Here is a 23,939-nt window from a genome sequence, read left to right as displayed (position 1 = left end):
AAATGATGGTGAAATTCATGACAGACAATAGCAAAATCCGTGTTGTCGTTGGAATGAGTGGCGGGGTGGACTCGTCAGTAACAGCACTTTTGTTGAAAGAACAAGGGTATGATGTAATAGGTATCTTTATGAAAAATTGGGACGATACCGACGAAAATGGTGTATGTACAGCAACAGAAGATTATAAAGATGTTGCGAAAGTCGCAGCACAAATTGGGATTCCTTATTATTCTGTGAACTTTGAGAAAGAATATTGGGACCGTGTTTTTGAATATTTCTTAGCGGAATATCGTGCAGGGCGCACACCAAATCCCGATGTTATGTGTAACAAAGAAATCAAATTCAAAGCCTTTTTAGACTACGCAATGGATTTAGGTGCAGATTATGTAGCGACTGGACATTATGCACAAGTAGAACGCGATGAAAATGGCGTTTCTCATATGCTTCGTGGTGTCGATAATAATAAAGATCAAACGTATTTTTTAAGTCAACTCTCACAAGAACAACTAGCAAAAACGATGTTTCCACTAGGTCATATGGAAAAAGCAGAAGTTCGTGCAATTGCTGAACGAGCTGGGTTAGCCACGGCTAAGAAAAAAGATTCAACAGGTGTTTGTTTTATTGGAGAAAAGAACTTTAAACAATTTCTAAGTAATTATTTACCTGCTCAAAAAGGGAATATGGTAACATTAGATGGCGAAATTAAAGGACAACATGATGGGTTGATGTACTATACAATCGGTCAACGCCAAGGGTTAGGTATTGGTGGTGGTGGTAAGTCTTCAGAACCTTGGTTTGTTGTTGGTAAAGAATTAGAAACCAATACTTTGTATGTTGGACAAGGATTCCATCATGACGCATTGTATGCAGATCGTTTGGAAGCCAGTGAAATTCACTTTACAACCAATGAAGAAAAACCAAAAGAATTTCGTTGTACAGCGAAATTCCGTTACCGTCAACAAGATACAGGTGTTACGGTTCGTTTGTTAGAAGACGATCGTGCAGAAGTTATCTTTGATGAACCTGTTCGTGCAATTACTCCAGGACAAGCAGTCGTGTTCTATGATGGCATGGAATGCTTAGGTGGCGGTTTAATTGATCACGCTTATAAAGCTGAAAAAGTATTGCAATACGTATAAACAAAAAGTATTTGAGACAACCATCTCAAATACTTTTTTTCTATTTAAAATAAAATCATTGACAATAGTTAGGTACCGAACTATACTAAAGGTGTATAAAACGTTAGGTACCTAAATAATTTGAAGGAGTGAAGAATATGAGTCACTTTACAATGCAATTGCTCAAACAAATTGAAGCAGTTAGCGGTGTTGCACGTACATTATTTTTGCAAAAAAATCAACGGTTTGATGGACAACAGCAAGTAATCAACCTTTTAGGAAAAGAAGATGGTATGACCCAAGGAAACTTAGCGGAACTTTTGGATATACGTCCCAGTTCATTAGCGGAATTAATTAAAAAATTAGAGAAAGCTGAAGCAGTTACGCGGGTAGAAGACGAACATGACAAACGAATTAAACGTGTTTATCTGACAGAAGTGGGCCGTCAACGCATTATTCAGACATCAGACGTACGAGAAGATTTAAGTGCACAATTTTTTGCTGGATTAACAGAAGAAGAACAACAACAGTTTAGTCACTATTTAGATAAAATTGTGGACGGTTGGCCAGAAGAATTTGAGGCTTATCAAACTAGAGCAAATGATCCAATGGAAAGACTAGCTGAATTTCAGCATTTACGAGAAAAAATGATGGGAATCGATTGGCAATCATTGTCTCATCAAGAACAACATCGGATGCATCGTGAATTTAAGCGTCAGTTGCGCCAAGCTGGAATGGATAATCGGATGTGGAAGGGACAATTTGAGCAAATGATGCGCAATCAACGAGGAATGCATCGTGAGTTCAGTGGTCGCCCATTTGAACGTCCTTGTCCACCAAAACAAGAACGACCTTCAGAAAGCGATTGGACAGATTTCTAATAGTAAGGAGAGTAAAATGGAAAAAGAAAATACCACAACAACTTACAAATTAAAAGATTTTATGCGTTTGATTAATAGTGTGAATCCTAAAAAATTTGTGTTTGCTTTTGGGTTATTTTTAAGCATTTTAACGAGTGGTGCAAGTTTACTTGTACCACAGTTAACGAAAGGATTAATTGACACAAGTCAGTTAGCCCAAATCGATAGTAAATTATTGGTTGTTTTAATCTTAGCTTTTGTTTCCCAATTAGTCTTTGGGGCAATTGGCGGGTATTTATTGCGGTATGTTGGAGAAACAGTAGTTAAATCTTTACGGGAAAAACTATGGCGTCAATTACTCTATTTACCAGTAGATTATTATGATCAAAATAAATCAGGTGAAACAGCTTCACGGCTAGTCAATGATACTGGAGTCGTCAAAGATTTAGTGGCATCACAGTTTCCTAATTTTATTACGGGTGCCATTCAATTAGTTGGTTCCTTGATTATTTTGTTTATCATGGATTGGAAAATGGCATCGATTATGTTTTTAATCATCCCAATTGTTGCGTTAATTTTGTTGCCAATTGGACGAATTATGATGAAACTAGGACGCCAATTACAAGCAGCAACTGCTAAGTTTAGTGGTGAAGTAACTGAAAAAGTTGGAGAAATACGTTTAATTAAAGCTAGCAATGGTGAACAAGTCGAAGAAAAACGGGGCAACTCGTTGATTCAAGATATTTTCAAAATTAGCATTAAAGATGCTCGTGTCGAAGCAATTTTACAACCGATTATGATGACGGCTATGTTAGGAATGTTTGTCGGCATTTTAGGTTATGGAGCTATTCGTGTTCAAGCAGGCACCTTAACAAGTGGATCATTAGTTGCTTTCTTATTATATCTATTTAATATTATTGCGCCAATTGCCACTTTTGCTACTTTCTTTTCACAAGTTCAAAAGGCGATGGGAGCAACTGAACGAATCGATAGTATTTTTCAAACGACAATTGAAAAAACAGATGAAGGAAAAGCCTTTGATGTCGAAGGACAAACCATTATTGCAGAAAATATAACCTTTGCGTATGAAGAAAATCGTCTAGTTTTAGAAAATGTTTCATTTAGAGCCGATCCCAATACGGTCATTGCTTTTGCCGGACCAAGTGGTGGGGGCAAATCAACGGTATTTTCTATCTTAGAACGTTTTTATCAACCTATATCTGGAAAAATTTCTATTGGAACTCAAAATTTAGAGGAGATTAAAATAGCTGATTGGCGTAGTCAAATTGGCTATGTCTCACAAGACAGTGCAGTGTTTGCAGGATCGATTCGAGAAAACTTAGTTTATGGTTTAGAAAAAGAATTAACAGATGACGAGCTATGGCACGGCTTAGAACTAGCTTATGCAGATCACTTCGTACGAGATTTTCCTGAAGCGTTAGAAACGGAAATTGGCGAACGTGGCGTGAAATTATCGGGAGGCCAAAAACAACGAATTGCAATTGCACGCGCATTTTTACGTGATCCTAAAATTTTAATGTTGGATGAAGCAACAGCCAGTCTCGATTCACAATCTGAAGAAAAAGTGCAACGAGCATTGGATAAATTAATGAATGGACGGACTACTTTAGTAATTGCGCATCGTTTATCAACAATTGTAGGTGCCAATCAAATTTATTTCATTGAAAATGGTCGAGTGACAGGGCAAGGTACGCATCAAGAATTATTGCAAAATCATGCGTTATATCGTGAATACGTACAAGAACAAGTTTTGAACTAATACAAACACCACAGAGATTTGTACCGACCTCCAGAAGTTAGTTTTTGGCGCTAACTTCTGGAGGATCTACACTTTCTGTGGCGTTTGTATTTATATACAAGCATGGTTCATACAAACAAGTGGGAAAATCACAATTAATATAGGTGTATTAGGCGGTATGATTAGTCAATAACTGGTACTTTTTTATCAGAAAATACAGAAAATAGTGACAGTTTTAACGGAAGCTTAGAAAATAATTTTACCATGGGGATTCTCTTGCTAAATAGATTGATAAAGCAGACTTTTAAACAAATTACCTAAGGATTATCTAAAAAATATCGTGGATTTACCTAGGTTATGATTCATGTGTTTTTTTATTATTTTTTATGGATATAATAATCAGTATAAAAGGCTATTTATCAATAAATTTTATTCATGTGAAATAAATAATAGTGATTATTGTACATGTATTTTTACAAGGAGCTAGAATAATCCCAAGTTCATAGTCTTTTAAACTATGATATACTAGTTGTCATGAATAGAATGATTCAAAATGATAGATTTCGAACCTTACAAGCATTGGCTTTCACAAGCGTGGTGCTTGAAACTTCTAGTTAAACTGACTAATATTACGGTAATAAATGAAGGTAAGGGGCGGAGTCCATGTATCAAGTAATAACCATGTATGGTGATAATGAACCCTGGTGGTTTTTTGAAGAGTGGCAAGCAGATATCCAAGAAGAAATGACTTTTTCAGCATTAGAAGAAGCACAATTATTTTATCGCAAAAAGTGGCAAGCAGTTTACGCAGAATATAGCTATATTCATGCCAAACCAAATTACTTGAGTGCTTTTTGGAATGATGGTGACGAACGCTGGTGCGAAGAATGTGATGAAGACTTGCAACAATATAAAGGATTAGCTCTTCTAAAAGATTATCAACCATTAACAATTGAAAGTGAAAGGGAATTTTATGAAGCAACTAATTCTAGCGGAAAAGCCAAGCGTTGCCAAAGATCTAAGTAAGGTTTTAGGAGCGAATCAAAAGCATAAGAACTACTATGAAGGTCCTAAAGTGATTGTCACTTGGGCTTTAGGTCATTTGTTAGGCCTAAAAATGCCTGAGGATATCAATAAAGAATGGCAAAGTTGGCAAATGGAAACTTTACCAATGATTCCAAAAAATATAGGAATTAAGCCTTTACCAAAAACAGGTCATCAATTAAAGGCAATTAAACAATTAGCACAACGAAAAGATGTTTCAGAAGTAGTCATCGCAACAGATGCTGGACGTGAAGGAGAACTTGTCGCACGTTGGATTTTGGAATGGGTGAGGTTTGATAAACCTGTTAAGCGTCTTTGGATTTCTTCGCAAACAGACAAGGCCATTAAAACAGGTTTCGCACAATTGAAACCTGCACAACAATACGACAACTTATATCAATCAGCCATTGCGCGCGCAAAAGCTGACTGGTTAGTTGGTTTAAATGTTACCCGTGCACTAACAGTAAAATATCAAGACAATTTAAGTGCTGGACGAGTACAGACGCCAACGCTTGCTTTAGTGCGTCAACAAGAACAACAAATTGAAAAATTTCGACCGCAAACATATTATGTCATTGAATTGGCTGTAGGTGAGGAACAAGCTCGATTGGTACAAAAAAATCCTTATGCTTTGAAAGAGCACGAACAAGCCCAACAACTGGTAAATAAAATGAGCAAAAAAAATGGTCGTGTGATGCAAGTTGTGGAAAAAATCAAAACAGAGTCGGCGCCCTTACCTTACGATTTGACTGAAATTCAGCGTGAGGCAAACCAGCGTTACGGTTTTTCAGCTAAAAAGACACTATCTTTAGTACAAAGCTTGTATGAAACGCATAAAATTGTGACCTATCCACGAACAGATAGTAAATATTTAACAACAGACATGAAAGCGACAATGAAAGAACGCCTTCAAGCTGTTTCAGACTTTGCGCCAGAAGTTAAAACGTATTTAAAAAATGGTGCAGTCGTCCAGCAAAAAGCGGTATTCAATGATGCGAAAGTATCGGATCACCATGCGTTATTACCGACAGAACAAAAACCAAACTATGCAAAATTAACCAGCGATGAACAACGAATTTATAATATGATTGTTATTCGTTTCTTAATGTTATTTGCATTACCGCACAAAAAAATCCAACAAAAAGCCACCGTGGCATTTGATACGGAACAATTTATTTTTACCCAAAATAAGATTGTTGAAGCTGGTTGGAAAACAACTGAAGAAAATAAAACCTCCACGATTAACTGGCAAGAAGGTATGAGCGTTGCACCAAATTTTGCTATAAAAAAAGAATTAACCTCGCCACCAAAACCTTTAAATGAAGGAACCTTGCTTGGAAAAATGGAGAAATTTAGTTTGGGAACGCCGGCAACGCGTGCAGAAATCATTGAAAAATTAATTAAATCAGAATTAATGGAACGGACACCAAGTGGTCTGCAAGTTTCTCCTAAAGGTAAACAATTGTTAGAGCTCGTTAATCCATCACTTGTTACACCAGAATTAACAGAGAAATGGGAAAAACAGCTAGAAGCAATTGCAAAAGGACAATTTTCAAGTGGTGCTTTCTTACAACAAATAGAAAACGATACGAAACAATTAGTCAAAGAAGTTAAGCATAGCGAACAAAAATACCAAGATTTCTCTCTAACACAAAAGAAATGTCCTGAATGCGGGGAATTGTTACGAGAAAAAAATACGCGTGATGGTAAAATTTATGTATGTTCAAGTAATGACTGTAATTATCGTCGTCGTAAAGATCCAAAATTATCAAACCATCGTTGTCCACAATGTCATAAAAAAATGGAGATTATTGAAGGAAAAAATGGAGCCTACTTCCGCTGCAAATTTGATGGCACGACTGAAAAAATTCCAACAAAAAAAGAACAAAAGAAAAAAATGACGAAGCATGAAGAACGACGTTTGATGAAAAAATATTCTCAAGAAGAACCACAAGAAAGTCCATTAGCTGCTGCACTGAAAGCTGCCATGGAGAAAAAATAAAGTTAAAGCGTCCCATTGTTCACGCAATGTGACGCTTTTTTTAAAAGATAGAATCCGTTTTTTTGAAATTAGGAAGTCATGAGAAATCAAAGATAGTAACTAGACTTTTTCCGGTTCGTAAGTGAAAATAAAGAGAGTTTAACTAAGGAGGGAAATTATGGAAAAAACAATGCCAAAAAACTTTTTATGGGGAAGTGCTTCTGCTGCTTATCAAATTGAAGGCGCTTATAATGAAGATGGAAAAGGCTTATCAAATTGGGATGAGTTCGTTAAAATTCCTGGAAAAACATATAAAGAAACAACTGGTGAATTAGCTGTTGACCATTATCATCGCTTCAAAGAAGATGTCGCTTTAATGGCTGAAATGGGCTTAAAAACCTATCGCTTCTCAATTGCATGGTCACGCATTTTTCCTAATGGTAAAGGTGAAGTCAATCAAGCTGGTTTGCGATTTTATGAAGAGTTAATTGATGAATGTTTGAAAAATAATGTAGAGCCAATGGTTACACTATACCACTGGGATTTGCCACAAGCATTAGAAAATGAATATGGTGGTTGGGAAAGCCCACAAGTGATTGATGATTTTGTTAATTATGCAACGTATCTTTTCCATGCATTTAAAGGTAAAGTTAATTATTGGATTACCGTGAATGAACAGAATATCTTTACGAATTTTGGCTGGATGAATGGCATGCACCCACCAGGTAAACATAACGAGGAAAAATTATATTACCAAGTGAATCATCATGTCTTTTTAGCACATGCCAAAACGGTAATCGCCTTCAAAGAAATTATTCCTGATGGTAAAATTGGTGCAAGTTTCGCGTATAGCCCAAGTTATGCGGTGGATTGTCAACCAGTCAATGCAATGGCGAAAGTAGATTACGATAATCTAAAAAATTATTGGTGGATGGATGTCTATGCCTATGGACGTTACCCACGCAATGGTTATGCTTATTTAGATAAAAAAGGAGTCGCACCAACAGTTAGCCAAGAAGATACCTCAGTGTTGAAAAAAGCGGCGAGTTTGATTGATTTTATGGGTGTCAATTACTATCAAACATCCGTGGTCGAATACAATCCAATTGATGGTGTGACACAATCAGGCGAAATGAACACCACTGGGAAAAAAGGTTCTGGTCAAATAACCGGTGAACCGGGAGTATATAAAAATCCACCAAATCCTCACTTGGAAACAACTGATTGGGATTGGACGATTGATCCTTCAGGGTTGCGTTATGCTTGTAAAGAAATTACTAGCCGTTATGACTTACCAATTGTTATTTCTGAGAATGGCTTAGGAGCCTTTGATGAGAAAACAAGCGAAAATGAAATTCACGATGACTACCGAATTGCTTATTTAAATGCACATGTGTATGAATTAATGCAAGCAGTTGAAGAAGGCTGCGAAGTGTGGGCTTATTGCACGTGGTCATTTACCGATTTATTAAGCTGGTTAAACGGTTATCAAAAACGTTATGGCTTTGTGTATGTTGATAGAGATGAAGAAGGCGGTTCGTTAGATCGTTATAAAAAAGACAGTTATTACTGGTATCAAGAAGTGATTCGTACCAATGGAGCAACAATTACAAAATAACAAAACGCTAGGCCTTGAGCAATCAAAGACCTAGCGTTTTTATATGACAGTTTACGTTGTTAAAATGATTCGTTTCTTCAATAATGCGAGAGGATAGTTAGACAAATGTGTTTACGAAGATTAATATCGCCAGCTACCTTCGTCAATAACTCTTGCACCAAATGGCATTAATGCTAGTTTCGCCAACTTGAATGATTGTTTACCAAAAGGAATACCGATAATTGTTACGTATAAAATTAACCCACTAACAATATGTGTTAGAGCTAATGGCAAACCACTTACAATTAACCAAATGATATTTACAATCAGTGAGACACTGCTGCTACTGTAAACGACATCTTTGCCAAATGGCCAAAAGCTTAGACCAGCTAGTTTAAAACATTGTATCCCAATTGGAATCCCAATAATAGTGATACACCATAATAAGCCTGCTAAGACCCAACCTAGTCCGCCTACGAATCCACCAAAGATGAACCAAATAATATTTCCTAAAAGTTTCATGTTCTCACCTACTTTATTTTCTTATATTGTATCATGATGAAAAATTTAGAACAGGGACTAAAGACTGAAAATGAAAAAGCACTGGCTTTCACCAATGCTTTTTCTGGGGGATACAAATAAGGAAAACACTATATAAGTTATCTATGATTATTATGGGGGCAAATCCATAATAATCACAAGAAACTACTATTTGATAACATCTTCGCTATCTTTATCGAAGAAGTGCGCTTTGTTTAAGTTGAAGGCTAAATCAATTGTTTCGCCTGGGCGGTGGAAGTCGCGCGCATCGACTTTAGAGATAAACTCTGTGTCACCAATTCTTGTATATAACATTGTTTCAGCACCAAGTAATTCTGATACGACAACTTCAGAACGAACTGTTGATTCTGGAGAAGCATCAATCGCTACTTGTTCACTGTTAATGTCTTCTGGACGAATACCAAAGACTAATTGTTTACCTTCATAACCTTTGTCTACTAATACTTTGTTACGTCCTTCTGGAATACGTAATTTTAATCCATGACCATCTGAAATCACACCATTATTTAGTGTTACATTGAAGAAGTTCATCGCTGGTGAACCGATAAATCCAGCAACAAAGATATTTTTCGGTGTATTATACACTTCTTTTGGTGAACCGATTTGTTGAATGAAACCATCTTTCATAATAACAATACGGTCAGCCATAGTCATCGCTTCTGTTTGGTCATGAGTAACGTAGATTGTTGTTGTTTCTAAACGTTGGTGTAATTTTGCAATTTCAGCACGCATCGCTACACGTAATTTGGCATCCAAGTTAGATAAAGGTTCATCCATCAAGAATACTTTTGCATCACGAACGATTGCACGACCTAGGGCAACACGTTGGCGTTGTCCACCTGATAAAGCTGCCGGTTTACGGTCTAAATATTCTGTTAAACCTAAAATTTCAGCAGCATTTTCAACACGTGATTTAATGTCTGCTTTATCATATTTACGTAATTTCAAACCAAATGCCATGTTATCGTAAACTGTCATATGTGGATATAGGGCATAGTTTTGGAAAACCATCGCGATGTCGCGGTCTTTTGGAGCAACATCATTCATTACTTTACCGCCGATTGATAATTCACCTTCTGAAATATCTTCTAAACCAGCAATCATACGTAAAGTTGTTGATTTACCGCAACCAGAAGGTCCAACGAAAACGATGAACTCGCGATCTTTAATATCTAAGTTAAAGTCTGTAACAGAATATTTATCTGCATTGTCATATTTTTTATATACGTGTGTTAGGGCCATTTCTACCATGAATGAATTCCTTCTTTCGCTTTAATTTATATACTTACTATAATGAAAACGGTTTACTTTAACAATGTAAACGTGCACAAAAAAACTTTTGATTTTTTGTGCACATTGTAAAAGGAGTTAATTTTTAGCAAAAGTCGTGAGTAAAAGATAGCATAAGAAGAGGGAATCCATTTCTTTGAGGTTAGTTAATGTTTGTTTTTGGAATTTATCAATTTTATATTGCAGGGTATTGCGATGCATAAATAAATCTTTCGCTGCCGAACTAACATTTCCTTGATTTTTCCATAATGCTAAGATGACATCATGGACATCATCTTCAAACCAAAGTTTGGCTAATTGGCGCATCATCATACTTTCTTTAATCAAATGAGTGGCAAAATAATGAATCGCTGTATTTTTAAGATCACAACATTTCGTTGGTAAATTTTGTTTAGTAATTGAAAGAAAAAGTTGCTGTTCTTCTTGTAGTAACGTTGTAAAATCACTGGTCACAGGGTAAAAAGCCCCTACAAATACGCGCGTATAGGTATTAAAATCACCGTCTAAAGCTAAAAAGATACCTTCTAATTCTTCTGTAGGTAAAGCATCTTCGCTATAAATTTCCACTAAAAAACTTTTGGTTCCGTTGATAAAGAAGTGATCCACTAGATGAGGAAAAATCCGTTTGATTTCTTCATCCCAAGAATAGGTATCGACTTGTTCAGGATTGGTAAATTCAACTTGAATCACTCGGAAATCGCCCGTTGTTAAGGGGGCACTTTCACTTTGAAAAAGAGTCGCATACCAAGGATGATGAGTTGGTAGCGTCGTATCAATGGTATCGGCTAACATTTTCAACACTTTTTTTTCAGTTATTGTCAAAGTTTGTTGTGGAATCCATAAAAATTGTCCTTCTAAATACAGCGATAAAAAATTTTCATCATCTGTAGGAAAGGTGTGCAATTGTGCCGTAGGGTAAATTTGTTGTAGCTCTAGTATTGTCACGAAAAAAACCACCTTGTCTATAAAAAAATCTTACACATCATTCGTGTGTCCTTAGTAGCATTGTATAGCAACTTTGATTATACGCCAATTATTCTTATGCTTTTATTTTTTTCACAAACGAAAGCATTGACAATGAGAAGTAGTTAAGCTAAACTTTATTAAAATTTAATAATAAAATTCATTGAAGAGAAAAGTAGATTTCGCAAATTTTCAGAGAGGTTCTGTCTGGTGAAAAGAACCAATTTAACAAATTGAAAAATGAGCTCTGAGAAAAGCTGTTGATAGGTAAGCAGTTTCGGGAACGTTCATCCGTTAACCATGAACACCAATCTCATGATGTGATGTTGGAGTAAGGGAAGTGTGAGCTTCTGAATAAAGGTGGTACCGCGATTAATTCGTCCTTTTACTGGTTCTGAAACTAGTAAAAGGACTTTTTTTATTTATAAAAGGAGGAGAAAGAAATGAAGAAATGGTTGAAATCAACAATTGCTTTAGGGGCAATTGCGATTGTTTTAGCAGGATGTAGTACAGGCAAACAAGCAACAGATGGGACAGATAGTTCAGGTGGATCCGCAGGTGGTGTCGAGCAAAAAATTGCGGTAAGTTTACCGGCTCAATTATCAACGTTGGATACCACACAAACTACCGATAAAGTCACCTTTACAGTCGTACAGCATCTTTTTGAAGGATTGTATCGTTTAGATGAAGAGAGTCAAACGGTTCCTGGATTAGCTGAATCTGTGGATATTAGCGAAGATGGCAAAGTGTATACTTTCCATTTACGTGAAGATATTAAGTGGAGTGATGGGACACCTATTACGGCAAATGATTTCTTATTCTCGTGGAAACGTTTGGTGAATCCAGAAACAATGGGACCAAACGCTTATTGGTTGGATAACGTGGTTAATAGTTTAGACATTCGTGAAGGAAAAGCTGATGTGGATACAATTGGATTAAAAGCGTTAGATGAAAAAACATTTGAAGTAACGTTAATTAATCCACAACCTTCTTTCTTATCAGTGGTTTCGATTGGTTGGTTAGCACCACAAAATGAAGACTACGTGACTGAAGAAGGATCAGACTATGCAACAACTAGTGAGAACTTGCTTTATTCTGGTCCATTTATTTTAGAAGATTGGACACCTGCTTCTGACACATGGACGTTAAAACCAAATCCAGAATATTACGATGCAGACAAAGTGAAATTAAAGACTGTTGAAGGTTCAACTATTAAAGAAGATAATACCGGAATTAACTTGTTCCAATCTGGTGAATTAGATTTCACAAAAATTACAGGACAATATGTACAACAATTTAAAGATGATGAAGCGCTAGTTTCACAACTAGAAGTAGCTAATCGTTTCTTAGACTTTAATAAAAAAGCAACTGAAGCATTGGGGAATGTGCATTTCCGTAAAGCAGTAGCATTAGCGATTGATAAAGAGAGTCTAGTTAATAATGTTTTAAGTGATGGTTCAACTGCCTTGAACGGGTTAATTCCAGCACAATTATATGCGAACTCTGAAACGGGTGAGGACTTCCGTGCGTATAGTGGCGATTATAACGTCTTCGATTTAGACGCAGCCAAAAAAGAATGGGAGCAAGCAACTGCTGAGCTAGGTGATTCAATTGAGTTAACCTTGCTGGTCGATGATTCTGATAACGGCAAAAAAGTTTCAGAGTATGTGCAAAACCAACTAGAAACCAACTTACCTGGTTTGAAAATTGAAATTACACCACAACCAGCCAATAATGTTAACCAAGCGCGTGCGGATAAAAAATATGAATTATCAATTTCTGGTTGGATCGCTGGAAGTAGCGATATGAATTCTTATTTCAACTTGTATCGCACAGGTTCTTCTTATAACTATGGGGAATATGACAATAGTGAATATACTGAGCTAGTTGAAAAAGCCATTACCGTAGATGCAAATGATGAAAATAAAACATTTGAAGACTACAAAGCGGCAGAAAAAATTCTTTTAGAAGATGATGCTGCACAAGTACCAATTTATCAAAGTGCGGCTAATTATTTAGTGAATCCAAAAGTAAAAGATATTGTATACCATTCATATGGAGACTATTTCTATTTACGTGAAGCTTATGTAGAAGAATAAAAAAAGGGATGAGAGACGTGAGTCAATTATTAAATGATTTTTTAGAATTTGTGCGTATCAATACACGTTCAGATGAAAAATCGGCAACTATACCAACCACTCCTGGTCAAGTGGAACTAGCCAAAATTTTAGAGCAACGTTTACGTGAATTGGGATTAGAAAATGTCGAATATGACGAAGAAAATAGTTTTGTTTTAGGGAAATTAGCAGGAAACCCGGAGAAAATGGCTTTAGGTTTTATTGCACATGTGGATACTGCAGACTTTAATGCAGAAAATAATCAACCACAAGTCATTGAAAACTATGATGGACAAGATGTTTGCTTAAATGCTGAACATGACATTGTGATGCAAGTTTCGGATTTTCCCAACCTAAAAGATTATGTAGGTGAAACATTAATTACCACCAATGGGTTAACCCTTTTAGGAGCAGACGATAAGGCAGGAGTTGCCGAAATTTTAGAGATGTTGCGCCAATTAATTGCCCAACCAGAGTTGGAACGAGGAGATGTTTGGGTAGCATTTGGCCCCGATGAAGAAATTGGTCGAGGTGCTGATCGTTTTCCAGTAGAGAAATTTCCTGTACGCTATGCCTATACTGTGGACAGTGGTCGTGTCGGAAATTTTGAATATGAAACGTTTAATGCCGCAAAACTGGATATCGAAATTGAAGGAACTAGCGTGCATCCCGGAACAGCTTATCAACAAATGGTAAATGCAATTCAACTTGGAAAAGAAATCGACAATCAATTGCCAAGTGAGGAAGTTCCTGAAAAAACACGCGACTATGATGGTTTTTATCTTTTAACTAAATTTTCGGGAACGATTGATCATGCTTCGTTAAATTATATTATTCGTGACCATGACGAAGCAAAATTTGCACAACGCAAGCAGACGATTATCGGAATTATTGAGACAATTAACCAACGCTTTGATAAACAGCGTATTACGTATCAATTAGAAGACCAATACTACAACATGCGTCAAGTGATTGATAAGCACCCGTTAGCCATCGAGTTAGCTAAAGAAGCAATGCAAACGATTGGCATTACGCCGAATGTACAACCGTTTCGTGGAGGCACGGATGGCTCGAAAATTTCCATGATGGGTCTACCAACACCGAATATTTTTACTGGTGGTGAAAATTTCCATGGACAATATGAATTTATTACGTTAGAAGCGATGGAAAAAGCGAGTCAGACATTAGTAGAAATTGTCAAATTAGCAACAAAATATTAAGAGAATGTTCCTTGTGCTTTCAAAAAACGAAAGGGCAGGGATTTTCTTTTTAGTAAATAGAATTTTCTGAATATTTTTCGTGTAAAACGATTGACAACTTTCATAGAAGAATGTAAAGTAGGAAACAACTTAAGAAAAGACATCGAAAAGAAGAGTAACATTGTCGCTTATTAAAAGAGAGTCTCTGGCTGGTGAAAAGAGATAATAACTTCATTGTGAAACACATCTTGGAGTCGGTTTTTTGAAGACTAGTAGGAAAACCCGGGAAGCCCGTTACAGCGATGGTTATTGATAGATAACTTCATGAGATTTATTCTGTGAGGAATAGATGAAAAAAGGTGGAACCACGTAATTTACGTCCTTTAGCCAATGCGGCTAGAGGGCTTTTTTTATTTTATCAACAACCATAGAAGGTCTTTTTCTGTGAAGAGAAGATGAAATGAGGTGGAACCACGTAAACTGCGTCCTCTTGGGTGAACCAAGGGCAGCTTGCGTGGTTTTTTCTTTTGCTAATAACAGGCAACAATACAAGGAGGTAATAAAATGGATATTCTTATTTCAGTTTTTCCGCAATTATTTAAAGGGACGGGTGTAACAATTCAATTATTTCTATTTACACTCATTGGTTCTATTCCATTAGGGATTTTATTGGCATTTGTTTTATCTAGTAAGTCTAAATTTTTTAAATCTATCGTACAGACTTACGTTTGGTTAATGCGTGGTACGCCGCTTTTACTACAACTAATTTTTGCTTTTTATGGGCTGGCAACGGTAGGAATTGTATTAGATCGTTTTGAAGCAGCAGTTTTTGCTTTTATTTTAAATTATGCTGCCTATTTCGCGGAAATCTTTCGTGGAGGGATTCAATCAATTCCTAAAGGGCAATATGAAGCTGCACAAGTTTTACGCTTAACTCCATGGCAAACAATTTCGAAAATTATTATTCCACAAGTTGGTAAAATTACGCTACCTTCTGTTGGAAATGAAGTGATTAGCTTAGTCAAAGATACGTCATTGATTTATATCTTAGGATTATCTGATGTGATGCGAATTGGAAAAATCGCTATGGAACGTGAAGCAACATTGTTACCGCTAATTGGTGTAGGTATTATTTATTTAGCATTAACAGGCTTCTTTACCGTTGTCTTGAAGCAAGTTGAAAAACGATTAGATTACTATCGATAGGAGGGAAAAAGGATGTTAGAACTAAAAAATATCAAAAAATCATTTGGTTCCAGAACAATCATCGATGGGTTGAATTTATCGATTTCAGAAGGCAGTATCCTAGCAATTGTCGGTCCTTCTGGTGGTGGGAAAACGACATTGTTACGAACACTTGCTGGTTTGGAAAGTATTGATAGTGGTGATTTTTTATTGGATGGCAAAAAATTTAATCCAATGAATTTGAAAGAACAAGAACAAGTTGTTGGGGTGGTTTTCCAAGATTTTCAATTATTTCCACATCTTAGTGTGTTTGAGAATATCACGTTAGCTCCTAAATTAGTATTAAAAGAAGACAAGGCTATTTATACTCAAAAAGCGCAACAATTAGCAGAACAATTAGGTTTAGCAACCTTACTAGAGCAATATCCTTATCAACTGTCTGGAGGACAAAAACAACGGGTAGCTATCGCTCGAGCAATGGCGATGAATCCACGAGTGCTGGCGTATGATGAACCAACTAGTGCACTAGACCCAGCATTACGACAACAAGTTGAAAACTTAATTTTAGATTTGAAGAAACAAGGCGTTACGCAAATCGTAGTCACACACGATTTGGATTTTGCAAAAAATATTGCAGATAATCTACTAGAAGTATCACCTGTAAAATAGGAGGAAGAAAAAATGAAAAAATTAACTGGTTTATTGATGGCAGCAAGTATTTTATTATTAGGTGCATGTGGCACTGGTGACAAAAAAGAAGATGTTGGTAGTGGTGCGGATAAAAAAGAAGTCGTTGTCGGATTAGATGATACATTTGTACCAATGGGATTTCGTGATGATGATGGGGAGCTAACCGGTTTTGACGTAGATTTAGCAACAGCTGTTTTTGATTTAACAGATACCAAAGTAACCTTCCAACCAATCGATTGGGCGATGAAAGAAACCGAATTGGACAACGGAACTATTGATATGATTTGGAATGGCTACACAGTCAATGACGAACGTAAGAAAAAAGTTTTATTCTCTGATATGTATATGCAAAGCTATCAAGTGCTTGTAACGAAAAAAGATTCTGGGATTGATTCATTAGACCAAATGAAAGATAAAGTATTAGGTGCCCAAGAAGGTTCTTCTGGTTATAAAATTTTTACTGAACAACCAGAAGTCTTACAAGATATGGTCAAAGACAACGATGCAACGCTTTATGCAAGTTTCAATGAAGCCTTTATCGATTTAGAAACAGGACGTATCGATGGCGTATTGATTGATAGCGTATATGCAGAATATTACCTAACCAAAATGAACAAATTGGATCAATTTAATTTAATTAATAGTACCTTTGCCCAAGAAGGTTTTGCAGTTGGCGTGCGTAAAGACGATGAAAAACTAGCTGAAAAAATTAATGAAGGGCTAGCTGAATTACGCGATAATGGCGAATTCAAGAAAATTAGCGAAAAATGGTTTGGAAAAGATGTGACAATCGATTAAGCTTGAGAAAGATGGGGGACTTTTGTGTTCCTCTTCTTTTTTTTGTATAATGATGGGAGATGAAAAGAGGGATCATAGACTATGGCACAGAAAAAACGCCGTTCAAATACAACGAAACGAAAAACAAAAAAACAATTACAACAACAAGAAAAATTAACATTGATTGGTTTAGGCTTCTTGTTTTTTTTATTCGCACTATTTGGATTCATGCATTTAGGTTTTTTAGGCACGCTCATTGCCAATGGATTTCGGATGATTGGCGGAAACACGTATCAAATCTTGTGTTTAGCTTTAGCAGCGTATAGCATTTGGTTAATTTTTAAAAATACAAATGCCAAAGTTACGAATGTGAAACGGATAATTGGCGGACTTTTCGTATACAGTGGAGTATTACTGTTTCTTCACGCCAATTTATTTAGCCGATTGCAAGATGGGGAAACCAATATTATCCATACGACTTGGACATTACTGGTGCAAGACATTCAATCAGGGCAAGTTGTTGAAAATGTTGGTGGTGGAATGATTGGTGCAACTTTATATCAAGTGAGTTACTTTTTAGTATCGCAACTTGGAAGTTATTTGATTGCAATTTTGCTAGTATTAACCGGGATTTTCTTTATTAGTCAAATGACTACCCAACAACTTCTTGAAAAACTTCAAGACATCAAAGCGATGATTGAACCATTATTAGAAGGCAATCCTGAAAAAAAAGCTCAACGTGAAGCAAAAAAACAAGCACGAAAAGTAGCTAGAGAAGAGAAAAAAGCTGCTGAGCGTGAAGCAATTTTAGCCGAAATAAAAGAGCAAGAGAAAAACCAAGTACGTCCAATGACCAAAGAAGAAAAAACAACCGGAGAGACACCTAGCGAGTTGAAAATTGAACCAGAGCAATTGAGCTTTGTGCCGATTGACAGTTTTCAACAGCAGCCACAAGCTGCACAGCAAGCTCGTCCAGAACCTAAAAAGAAAGAAGAAGTCGATGACAGTGAGCCATTAGATTTTGATATTTTACAAGAGGTAGAAGATGAAGATTACGAGCTACCGCCAGCAACCTTATTAAATGCTGTGCCACCAACAGATCAGAGTAGCGAATACAAAAAAATTGAAAAAAATATCACTGTACTGGAGCAAACCTTTGAAAGCTTTGGTGTGGATGCCAAAGTGGTGAAAGCCAGTTTAGGTCCAGCCGTGACGAAATTTGAAATCCAACCAGCAGTCGGGGTTAAAGTAAGTAAAGTCGTAGGGTTAACCGATGACATTGCTCTGGCTTTAGCGGCAAAAGATATTCGAATGGAAGCACCAATTCCAGGGAAATCATTAATTGGTATTGAAGTACCGAATGATGCCGTAAGCATGGTTTCTTTTAGAGAAGTGATTGAAGCAACACCTGCGCACCCAGAAAATTTATTAGAAGTACCCTTAGGACGGGATATTTCTGGAAAAGTCCAAACGGCTGATTTAACGAAAATGCCGCATTTATTAGTGGCGGGTTCAACGGGTAGTGGGAAATCTGTTGCAATTAACGGAATTATCACCAGTATTTTAATGCAAGCCAAACCCCATGAAGTCAAAATGATGATGGTCGACCCGAAAATGGTTGAATTAAATGTGTATAACGGGATTCCACATTTATTAACGCCTGTAGTAACCAATCCTCGCAAAGCGGCACAAGCACTTCAAAAAGTCGTCAAAGAAATGGAAGAGCGCTACGAGAAATTTGCAGCAACAGGTGTCCGCAACATTACTGGTTATAATGAAATGATTGCTGAGAAAAATCGTGAAACGGGTGAAAAACATCCGATACTACCATTTATTGTGGTAATTGTGGATGAGTTAGCCGATTTAATGATGGTTGCGAGCAATGAAGTGGAAGATGCAATTATTCGCTTGGCACAGATGGCACGTGCTGCAGGAATTCATATGATTTTAGCTACACAACGCCCAAGTGTGGATGTCATTACCGGAATTATCAAAGCCAACGTTCCGTCACGAATGGCCTTTGCCGTTTCTAGTGGAACCGACTCACGAACCATTATTGATAGTAATGGAGCTGAAAAATTATTAGGGCGTGGAGATATGTTGTTCTTGCCGATGGGTGAAAATAAACCGATTCGGGTGCAAGGTGCCTTTATTTCAGATCATGATGTCGAATCAGTGGTTGAATTTGTGACAGAGCAACAAGGCGCAAATTACGAAGAAAAAATGATGGTAACAGAAGAAGATGTTGCTTCGGGTGGCGGCAGTGAACCTCAAGATGAATTGTATGACCAAGCGAAAGACCTGGTCATTGAAATGCAAACAGCGAGTGTCTCTTTATTGCAACGTCGCTTCCGTATCGGGTATAACCGTGCAGCCCGATTAGTTGATGAACTTGAAGCCAATGGCGTGGTAGGTCCATCAGAAGGCAGTAAGCCACGAAAAGTGTTGCTTGCTGAAACACCTGAATATTATGAAGAAATCGAAGAGGACAGATGATGGTAACCAGTCATCTGTCTTTTTTATATGACAAAATTGTTCGTTTACTGTTATTTCAATCAATGTTCTGTAAGTTGTTTTTTGTCTACACTAAGTGTACGAAAAAAAATAAAAGGAGCGTCAAACGATGTTACAAGTAGAAAACTTACGAAAAGTATATGGTCAAAATATGCAATATGAAGCATTAAAAGGAATTGATTTGACCGTCAATGATGGTGAATTTATTGGAATTATGGGGCCTTCTGGTAGTGGGAAATCAACATTTTTAAACTTAATAGCAACTATCGACCAACCAACGAGTGGAAAAATTTTGTTAAATGGTAAAAATCCTAATGAGTTAGATCAAGAAAAAATTGCGCAGTTTCGTCGAACACAATTAGGTTTTGTGTTCCAAGCTTTTAATTTATTGCCGACATTAACGGTAGAAGAAAATATTGTGTTGCCGTTGACATTAGATGGTGAAAAAGTCGCAGTTATGAAGAAGAAAGTTCGTGATATTGCTCCACGTTTAGGAATTGAAGGCTTGTTAAATAAACGGATTGCAGAGATTTCTGGTGGACAAGCGCAACGGGTCGCAGTTGCTCGAGCAATGGTTCATCAGCCAGAATTATTATTAGCTGATGAGCCAACGGGGAACTTAGATACAAAATCGTCAAAAGATGTCATGGGCTTGTTACGTCAATTAAATGAAGAGGAACAAGCAACGATTTTATTAGTAACGCATGACCCATTGGCTGCGAGTTATTGCCAACGGATTGTGTTCATTAAAGATGGAGAATTAGTCCATGACGTTCGTCGTCAAGGAACACAAAAAGAATTTTACGACGAAATTTTAGTGGATTTAGCAAGAATTGAAGGTGTCGATAATGAATTTTAGACAATTTGTTGTACGAAATACGCTACGTAATAAACATTTATATTTAGCGTATTTTCTAAGTACCTTATTTTCAGTGATGGTCTTTTTTACCTTTAGTGTGATGGCATTTCATCCCTCTTTATCTGGAAACTTAAATGATAAAGTTCAAACAGGAATGTTAGGCTCTGCGATTATTATTTATGGTTTCGCATTTTTCTTCGTCATGTATTCAATGGGTGTCTTTTTACAATCGCGGAAAAAAGAATTTGGCCTATTGATGATTCAAGGAATGAGTCCAAAGCAATTGCGAAAAATGGTTTTTATTGAAAATTTAGTCATTGGTTTTTTTGCCACTATCTTAGGTAGTTTAGTAGGAATTGGTTTTTCTCAAATTATTTTGTGGATCTCACGTGTGACGTTAGGGATTGATTTTGGTTTTTATTTCCCAGTAAAAGCTTTAGCATTAACGATTGTATCGTTTTTAATTTTGTTCTTCTTGATTTCTTTCTTCATTCAATTTAGATTACCAAAATTAAATGTTCAAGAACTATTAAAAGCTGGAGAATTAGGTAAAGGCAGCTTTAAAGTTTCAACAATTAAAAGTATTTTAGCTATTTTGCTAATTGGCATCGGTTATGCAGTGGCGTTGTTGACGCCAGGCATGGGAGTGGTTGTCGTCTTTTTACCAGTGGTTTTTATTGTTATTTTAGGAACAAATTTCTTGTTTAATCAATTTAGTGTTTTTGCGATTGAAAAAATTAAAAAGCGCGAATCAGTTTTCTGGAAAAAAACCAATATGGTCGTTTTCTCTGATTTAGCATTTCGAATGAAAGACAACGCACGTAGTTTCTTTTTAGTTTCAGTAATTTCTACGGTAGCATTTGCGGCAATTGGCACGCTTTATGGTTTACAGTCAATTATTTTAGGCGCAGTAGGATCAGCGCCATACAGTTACGCTGCCACAGCTGATGAAGAGAATACTATTCAAAAAGTAGAAGACAGCTTGGCAAAAGAAAAATTAAACGCAGATAAAGCAACCTTTGTGTATTACAATACGGATGAATATATATTTATTACTGAATCTGAATATAATAAAGCGGCAAAATTAGTCGGTGAAGAGACGATTACCGTTAAAGATGCTGCAGTACAATTGAAAACTTCAGCACCATTCGATACGACTACGCTACAAGCAACGGTTCAAATTAACGACCAAGAGTATCGCGTGTCAGAATTAGTAGAAACAGATGCCATGGCAGTGTATCTGCCAACCTTTGTTGTCCCTGACACACAAGCAGGAACACCGCAAGTAACCGAAGAAACGTATTGGGTAACCAAAGGCGGTAAAGAAGCTCAAATTCGTGTCGGTAAAGAACTAGAAGAGCAAGGTTTGTATAATGTGCAATCGATTGAATATATGAAAGACAGCATCATTAAATCCTATGCACCAATATTATTTGTCGGTATCTTCATTGGAATTGTCTTCTTCGTTTCTGCAGGAAGCTTCTTATATTTCCGCTTATATAGCGACATGGATAGTGATATTGAGAAATTTAAAATGATATACAAACTAGGTCTATCAAAAAAAGAATTAAAGAAAATGATTTATCAACAAGTAGGGATTTTGTTCTTTACACCAATTATTGTTTCTTTTGTTCATGGGGCAGTGGCTCTAACCGCGATGTATCACATGTTTAACTTAGGAATGCAGCTGGCAGGCTGGCAAGTTTTAGGTGTCTTTTTATTGATTCAATTCATCTATTACCTTGTTGCACGTATTTTTTACTTTAGAAAAGTCTATAAAGGCGTGTCTGCTTAATCAAAAAAGAGTATGGAGGTGGCGACCCCTAAAAGTTAGAGTTTTTATTATGCAGCTGATTGGCTGGATTGAATTCGGTATTCGACCGGACTCAGTCCAGCCAATTTTACTTTTGATCGTACGTGGTTATACCAGTAGATGTATTCTTTAATTCGTCGTTTTAATTCTTCATAACTGACTAGTTTCTCTCCATAATACATTTCTTGTTTTAATATGCCAAAGAAATTCTCCATCGAAGCATTGTCTGCACACGTTGCTTTACGTGACATACTCTGGAATACATTGTTTTTATTTAATGTTTTTACCCATTTATTATGTTGGTAATGCCAACCTTGATCCGAATGGATAGTTGTACGGTAGGTTGCGTGATTCTTTATTATCTCTATTGTTTCATTTAGTGGCTCCATGACTAAATCTAATGTTGGGCGTTTCTTAATTCCAAACGCAATCACTTCTCCATTATATAGGTCAAGAATAGGGTTTAAATACAACTTTTCTTCCCCTAGACATTTGAATTCCGTAATGTCAGTTACTAGTTTCTGAAATGGGATAGGTGTACTAAACCGACGTGACAATCGATTCTTCACTATTTTTCCAGTAGTTCCTTTATATGAATTGTATTTACGGGATTTTCGCATGAATTTTACACACTTTAATCCTAGCTCTCGCATAATGCGATACACCTTTTTATGATTAATACAGTATCCTAATTTCTTTAACTCGTCTGTAATCCGTTTATATCCATAACGTTCATAAAACGCCTTAAATAGGTGAGTAATGCGTTCTTTTAGTTCGATATCCAGATCTTCTTTTCCGAAGTTCTTGACATGATAGTGATAGGTTGCTTCGGGAATTCCCACAACTAGGATAATATCCTTTAATCGGAACCCTTCTTCTTTAAGTTCGAATGCCCATTTTGCTTGCGCTTTTCGAGTAAGACATTCGGATTTTCCCGAAAAGCTCTCAGCTTTTTTAAATAGGCAATTTCTAATCTCAGTAGTTCATTCTCTCGTTCTAACTCCGTTTCACGTGTGAACTTGTTTTCTTCCTTTTTCGTTTGTTTATTTAGTTTCTTAGTCATAGAAGGTCGCTCCTTTGATTTTGGTTTCAAGCCTTCTATCCCTTGAGAATTAAAATCTTTCATCCAACGATAAATTAATGAAGGATTATTTAATCCGAATTGTTCAGTCGTTTCCTGATAAGAAGCACCTGTGTCTAACATAAATTGTATCGTATTTAATTTAAATTGAACAGGATATACTTCCTTCCTTTTTCTTCGTTTTAATCCCTCCATCCCTTGTGTTTTATAAGCTCTTACCCAATTTTGTAATGGTGTTGCAGAAGGCATATTGTATTTCTTCGCCAATAATTTATAACCAATATTTCCATCCAAATACTCCGTAACAAGCTTTATTTTAAATTCTTCACTATATTTAGCCATAAAAATACCCCCGAAAGTTAGATTTATTACTCTAACTTTCGGGGGTCGGTACCGGATAATGTTATCCATACTCTTTTTTATCTATTTTTCATCAAAATGAAAGCCTATTCAAATAGAAAAAAGCTATCACCGTCTGCGTTGACTTATTTTAAGGAAAGGGCTATGCTTTTAGGCAATATCACTATTAAA

Annotated in this window: 19 protein-coding genes and 2 other annotated features; of the genes, 14 read left to right on the top strand and 5 right to left on the bottom strand. The window is 36.5% G+C overall.

Translation table 11 applies throughout. The features are described from left to right. The first annotated feature begins 17 nt into the window (after positions 1 to 17). The 6 genes from mnmA (at position 18) to AC4BC7_RS09895 (ending at position 8,380) form a co-directional block, all read left to right on the top strand. On the top strand, positions 18 to 1,139 hold the full coding sequence (mnmA, locus tag AC4BC7_RS09920; RefSeq protein ID WP_490502760.1) for a tRNA 2-thiouridine(34) synthase MnmA: 1,122 nt from the start codon (positions 18 to 20) through the stop codon (positions 1,137 to 1,139). A gap of 137 nt (positions 1,140 to 1,276) precedes the next feature. Continuing rightward, a complete protein-coding gene (locus AC4BC7_RS09915) occupies positions 1,277 to 1,999 on the top strand; it encodes a MarR family winged helix-turn-helix transcriptional regulator (RefSeq protein ID WP_490502759.1) in 723 nt (240 codons plus the stop codon). A 16-nt stretch (positions 2,000 to 2,015) separates the two neighbouring features. Next, positions 2,016 to 3,758: an ABC transporter ATP-binding protein gene (locus AC4BC7_RS09910; RefSeq protein WP_490502758.1), complete on the top strand. Its 1,743-nt coding sequence runs from the start codon at positions 2,016 to 2,018 to the stop codon at positions 3,756 to 3,758. A 642-nt stretch (positions 3,759 to 4,400) separates the two neighbouring features. Beyond that, positions 4,401 to 4,763: a DUF1033 family protein gene (locus tag AC4BC7_RS09905; RefSeq protein WP_207871582.1), complete on the top strand. Its 363-nt coding sequence runs from the start codon at positions 4,401 to 4,403 to the stop codon at positions 4,761 to 4,763. Beyond that, positions 4,711 to 6,783 (top strand): DNA topoisomerase III, encoded by a 2,073-nt coding sequence (locus tag AC4BC7_RS09900; RefSeq protein WP_490502757.1) that lies wholly within the window; start codon positions 4,711 to 4,713, stop codon positions 6,781 to 6,783. The genes AC4BC7_RS09905 and AC4BC7_RS09900 overlap by 53 nt, the downstream gene beginning before the upstream one ends. A gap of 157 nt (positions 6,784 to 6,940) precedes the next feature. Next, the gene (locus tag AC4BC7_RS09895; RefSeq protein ID WP_490502756.1) at positions 6,941 to 8,380 is read left to right on the top strand and encodes a glycoside hydrolase family 1 protein; all 1,440 of its coding nucleotides are present in this window, start codon (positions 6,941 to 6,943) and stop codon (positions 8,378 to 8,380) included. 120 nt (positions 8,381 to 8,500) lie between these two features. Here AC4BC7_RS09895 and AC4BC7_RS09890 read toward each other — a convergent pair whose 3' ends face one another. From AC4BC7_RS09890 to AC4BC7_RS09880, 3 genes are all read right to left on the bottom strand, one after another. Continuing rightward, positions 8,501 to 8,881 (bottom strand): YccF domain-containing protein, encoded by a 381-nt coding sequence (locus AC4BC7_RS09890; RefSeq protein ID WP_207871579.1) that lies wholly within the window; start codon positions 8,879 to 8,881, stop codon positions 8,501 to 8,503. Between the two features lie 186 nt (positions 8,882 to 9,067). Then, positions 9,068 to 10,171, bottom strand: a complete 1,104-nt coding sequence (locus tag AC4BC7_RS09885; protein ID WP_207871578.1) for an ABC transporter ATP-binding protein — start codon at positions 10,169 to 10,171, stop codon at positions 9,068 to 9,070. Positions 10,172 to 10,288: 117 nt separating this feature from the next. Then, a complete protein-coding gene (locus AC4BC7_RS09880; RefSeq protein WP_490502755.1) occupies positions 10,289 to 11,155 on the bottom strand; it encodes a helix-turn-helix domain-containing protein in 867 nt (288 codons plus the stop codon). 172 nt (positions 11,156 to 11,327) lie between these two features. Next, positions 11,328 to 11,561: a binding site (T-box leader), on the top strand. 55 nt (positions 11,562 to 11,616) lie between these two features. Between AC4BC7_RS09880 and AC4BC7_RS09875 the strand changes: the two genes are divergently transcribed. The 8 genes from AC4BC7_RS09875 to AC4BC7_RS09840 all read left to right on the top strand — a co-directional run bounded on the left by AC4BC7_RS09875 (position 11,617) and on the right by AC4BC7_RS09840 (position 22,309). After that, positions 11,617 to 13,272, top strand: coding sequence for a peptide ABC transporter substrate-binding protein (locus AC4BC7_RS09875; protein WP_490502754.1), 1,656 nt, complete (start codon positions 11,617 to 11,619; stop codon positions 13,270 to 13,272). A gap of 17 nt (positions 13,273 to 13,289) precedes the next feature. After that, on the top strand, positions 13,290 to 14,510 hold the full coding sequence (pepT, locus tag AC4BC7_RS09870) for a peptidase T (RefSeq protein WP_207871575.1): 1,221 nt from the start codon (positions 13,290 to 13,292) through the stop codon (positions 14,508 to 14,510). A gap of 133 nt (positions 14,511 to 14,643) precedes the next feature. Then, positions 14,644 to 14,876, top strand: a binding site (T-box leader). Between the two features lie 177 nt (positions 14,877 to 15,053). Next, entirely contained in the window at positions 15,054 to 15,695 is a 642-nt protein-coding gene (locus tag AC4BC7_RS09865; RefSeq protein ID WP_207871574.1) for an amino acid ABC transporter permease, read from the top strand. A 12-nt stretch (positions 15,696 to 15,707) separates the two neighbouring features. Continuing rightward, positions 15,708 to 16,343, top strand: coding sequence for an amino acid ABC transporter ATP-binding protein (locus AC4BC7_RS09860; RefSeq protein WP_207871573.1), 636 nt, complete (start codon positions 15,708 to 15,710; stop codon positions 16,341 to 16,343). Between the two features lie 12 nt (positions 16,344 to 16,355). Further along, entirely contained in the window at positions 16,356 to 17,162 is an 807-nt protein-coding gene (locus tag AC4BC7_RS09855; protein ID WP_207871572.1) for an amino acid ABC transporter substrate-binding protein, read from the top strand. A gap of 81 nt (positions 17,163 to 17,243) precedes the next feature. Further along, complete coding sequence (locus AC4BC7_RS09850; protein ID WP_207871571.1) at positions 17,244 to 19,637, top strand: DNA translocase FtsK; 2,394 nt, start codon at positions 17,244 to 17,246, stop codon at positions 19,635 to 19,637. Positions 19,638 to 19,764: 127 nt separating this feature from the next. Then, positions 19,765 to 20,514, top strand: a complete 750-nt coding sequence (locus AC4BC7_RS09845; RefSeq protein WP_207871570.1) for an ABC transporter ATP-binding protein — start codon at positions 19,765 to 19,767, stop codon at positions 20,512 to 20,514. After that, entirely contained in the window at positions 20,504 to 22,309 is a 1,806-nt protein-coding gene (locus AC4BC7_RS09840) for an ABC transporter permease (RefSeq protein WP_490502753.1), read from the top strand. Before AC4BC7_RS09845 ends, AC4BC7_RS09840 begins: the two co-directional genes overlap by 11 nt. 47 nt (positions 22,310 to 22,356) lie before the next feature. Here AC4BC7_RS09840 and AC4BC7_RS09835 read toward each other — a convergent pair whose 3' ends face one another. Together AC4BC7_RS09835 and AC4BC7_RS09830 are read right to left on the bottom strand one after the other, a co-directional pair. Continuing rightward, positions 22,357 to 23,301, bottom strand: coding sequence for an IS3 family transposase (locus AC4BC7_RS09835; RefSeq protein WP_490504395.1), 945 nt, complete (start codon positions 23,299 to 23,301; stop codon positions 22,357 to 22,359). Then, entirely contained in the window at positions 23,187 to 23,750 is a 564-nt protein-coding gene (locus AC4BC7_RS09830; RefSeq protein ID WP_311055572.1) for a helix-turn-helix domain-containing protein, read from the bottom strand. Before AC4BC7_RS09830 ends, AC4BC7_RS09835 begins: the two co-directional genes overlap by 115 nt. Positions 23,751 to 23,939 lie beyond the last annotated feature (189 nt).

Source organism: Enterococcus sp. AMC1623 (assembly GCF_058216495.1).
This window is presented reverse-complemented; position numbering and strand designations above follow the sequence as displayed.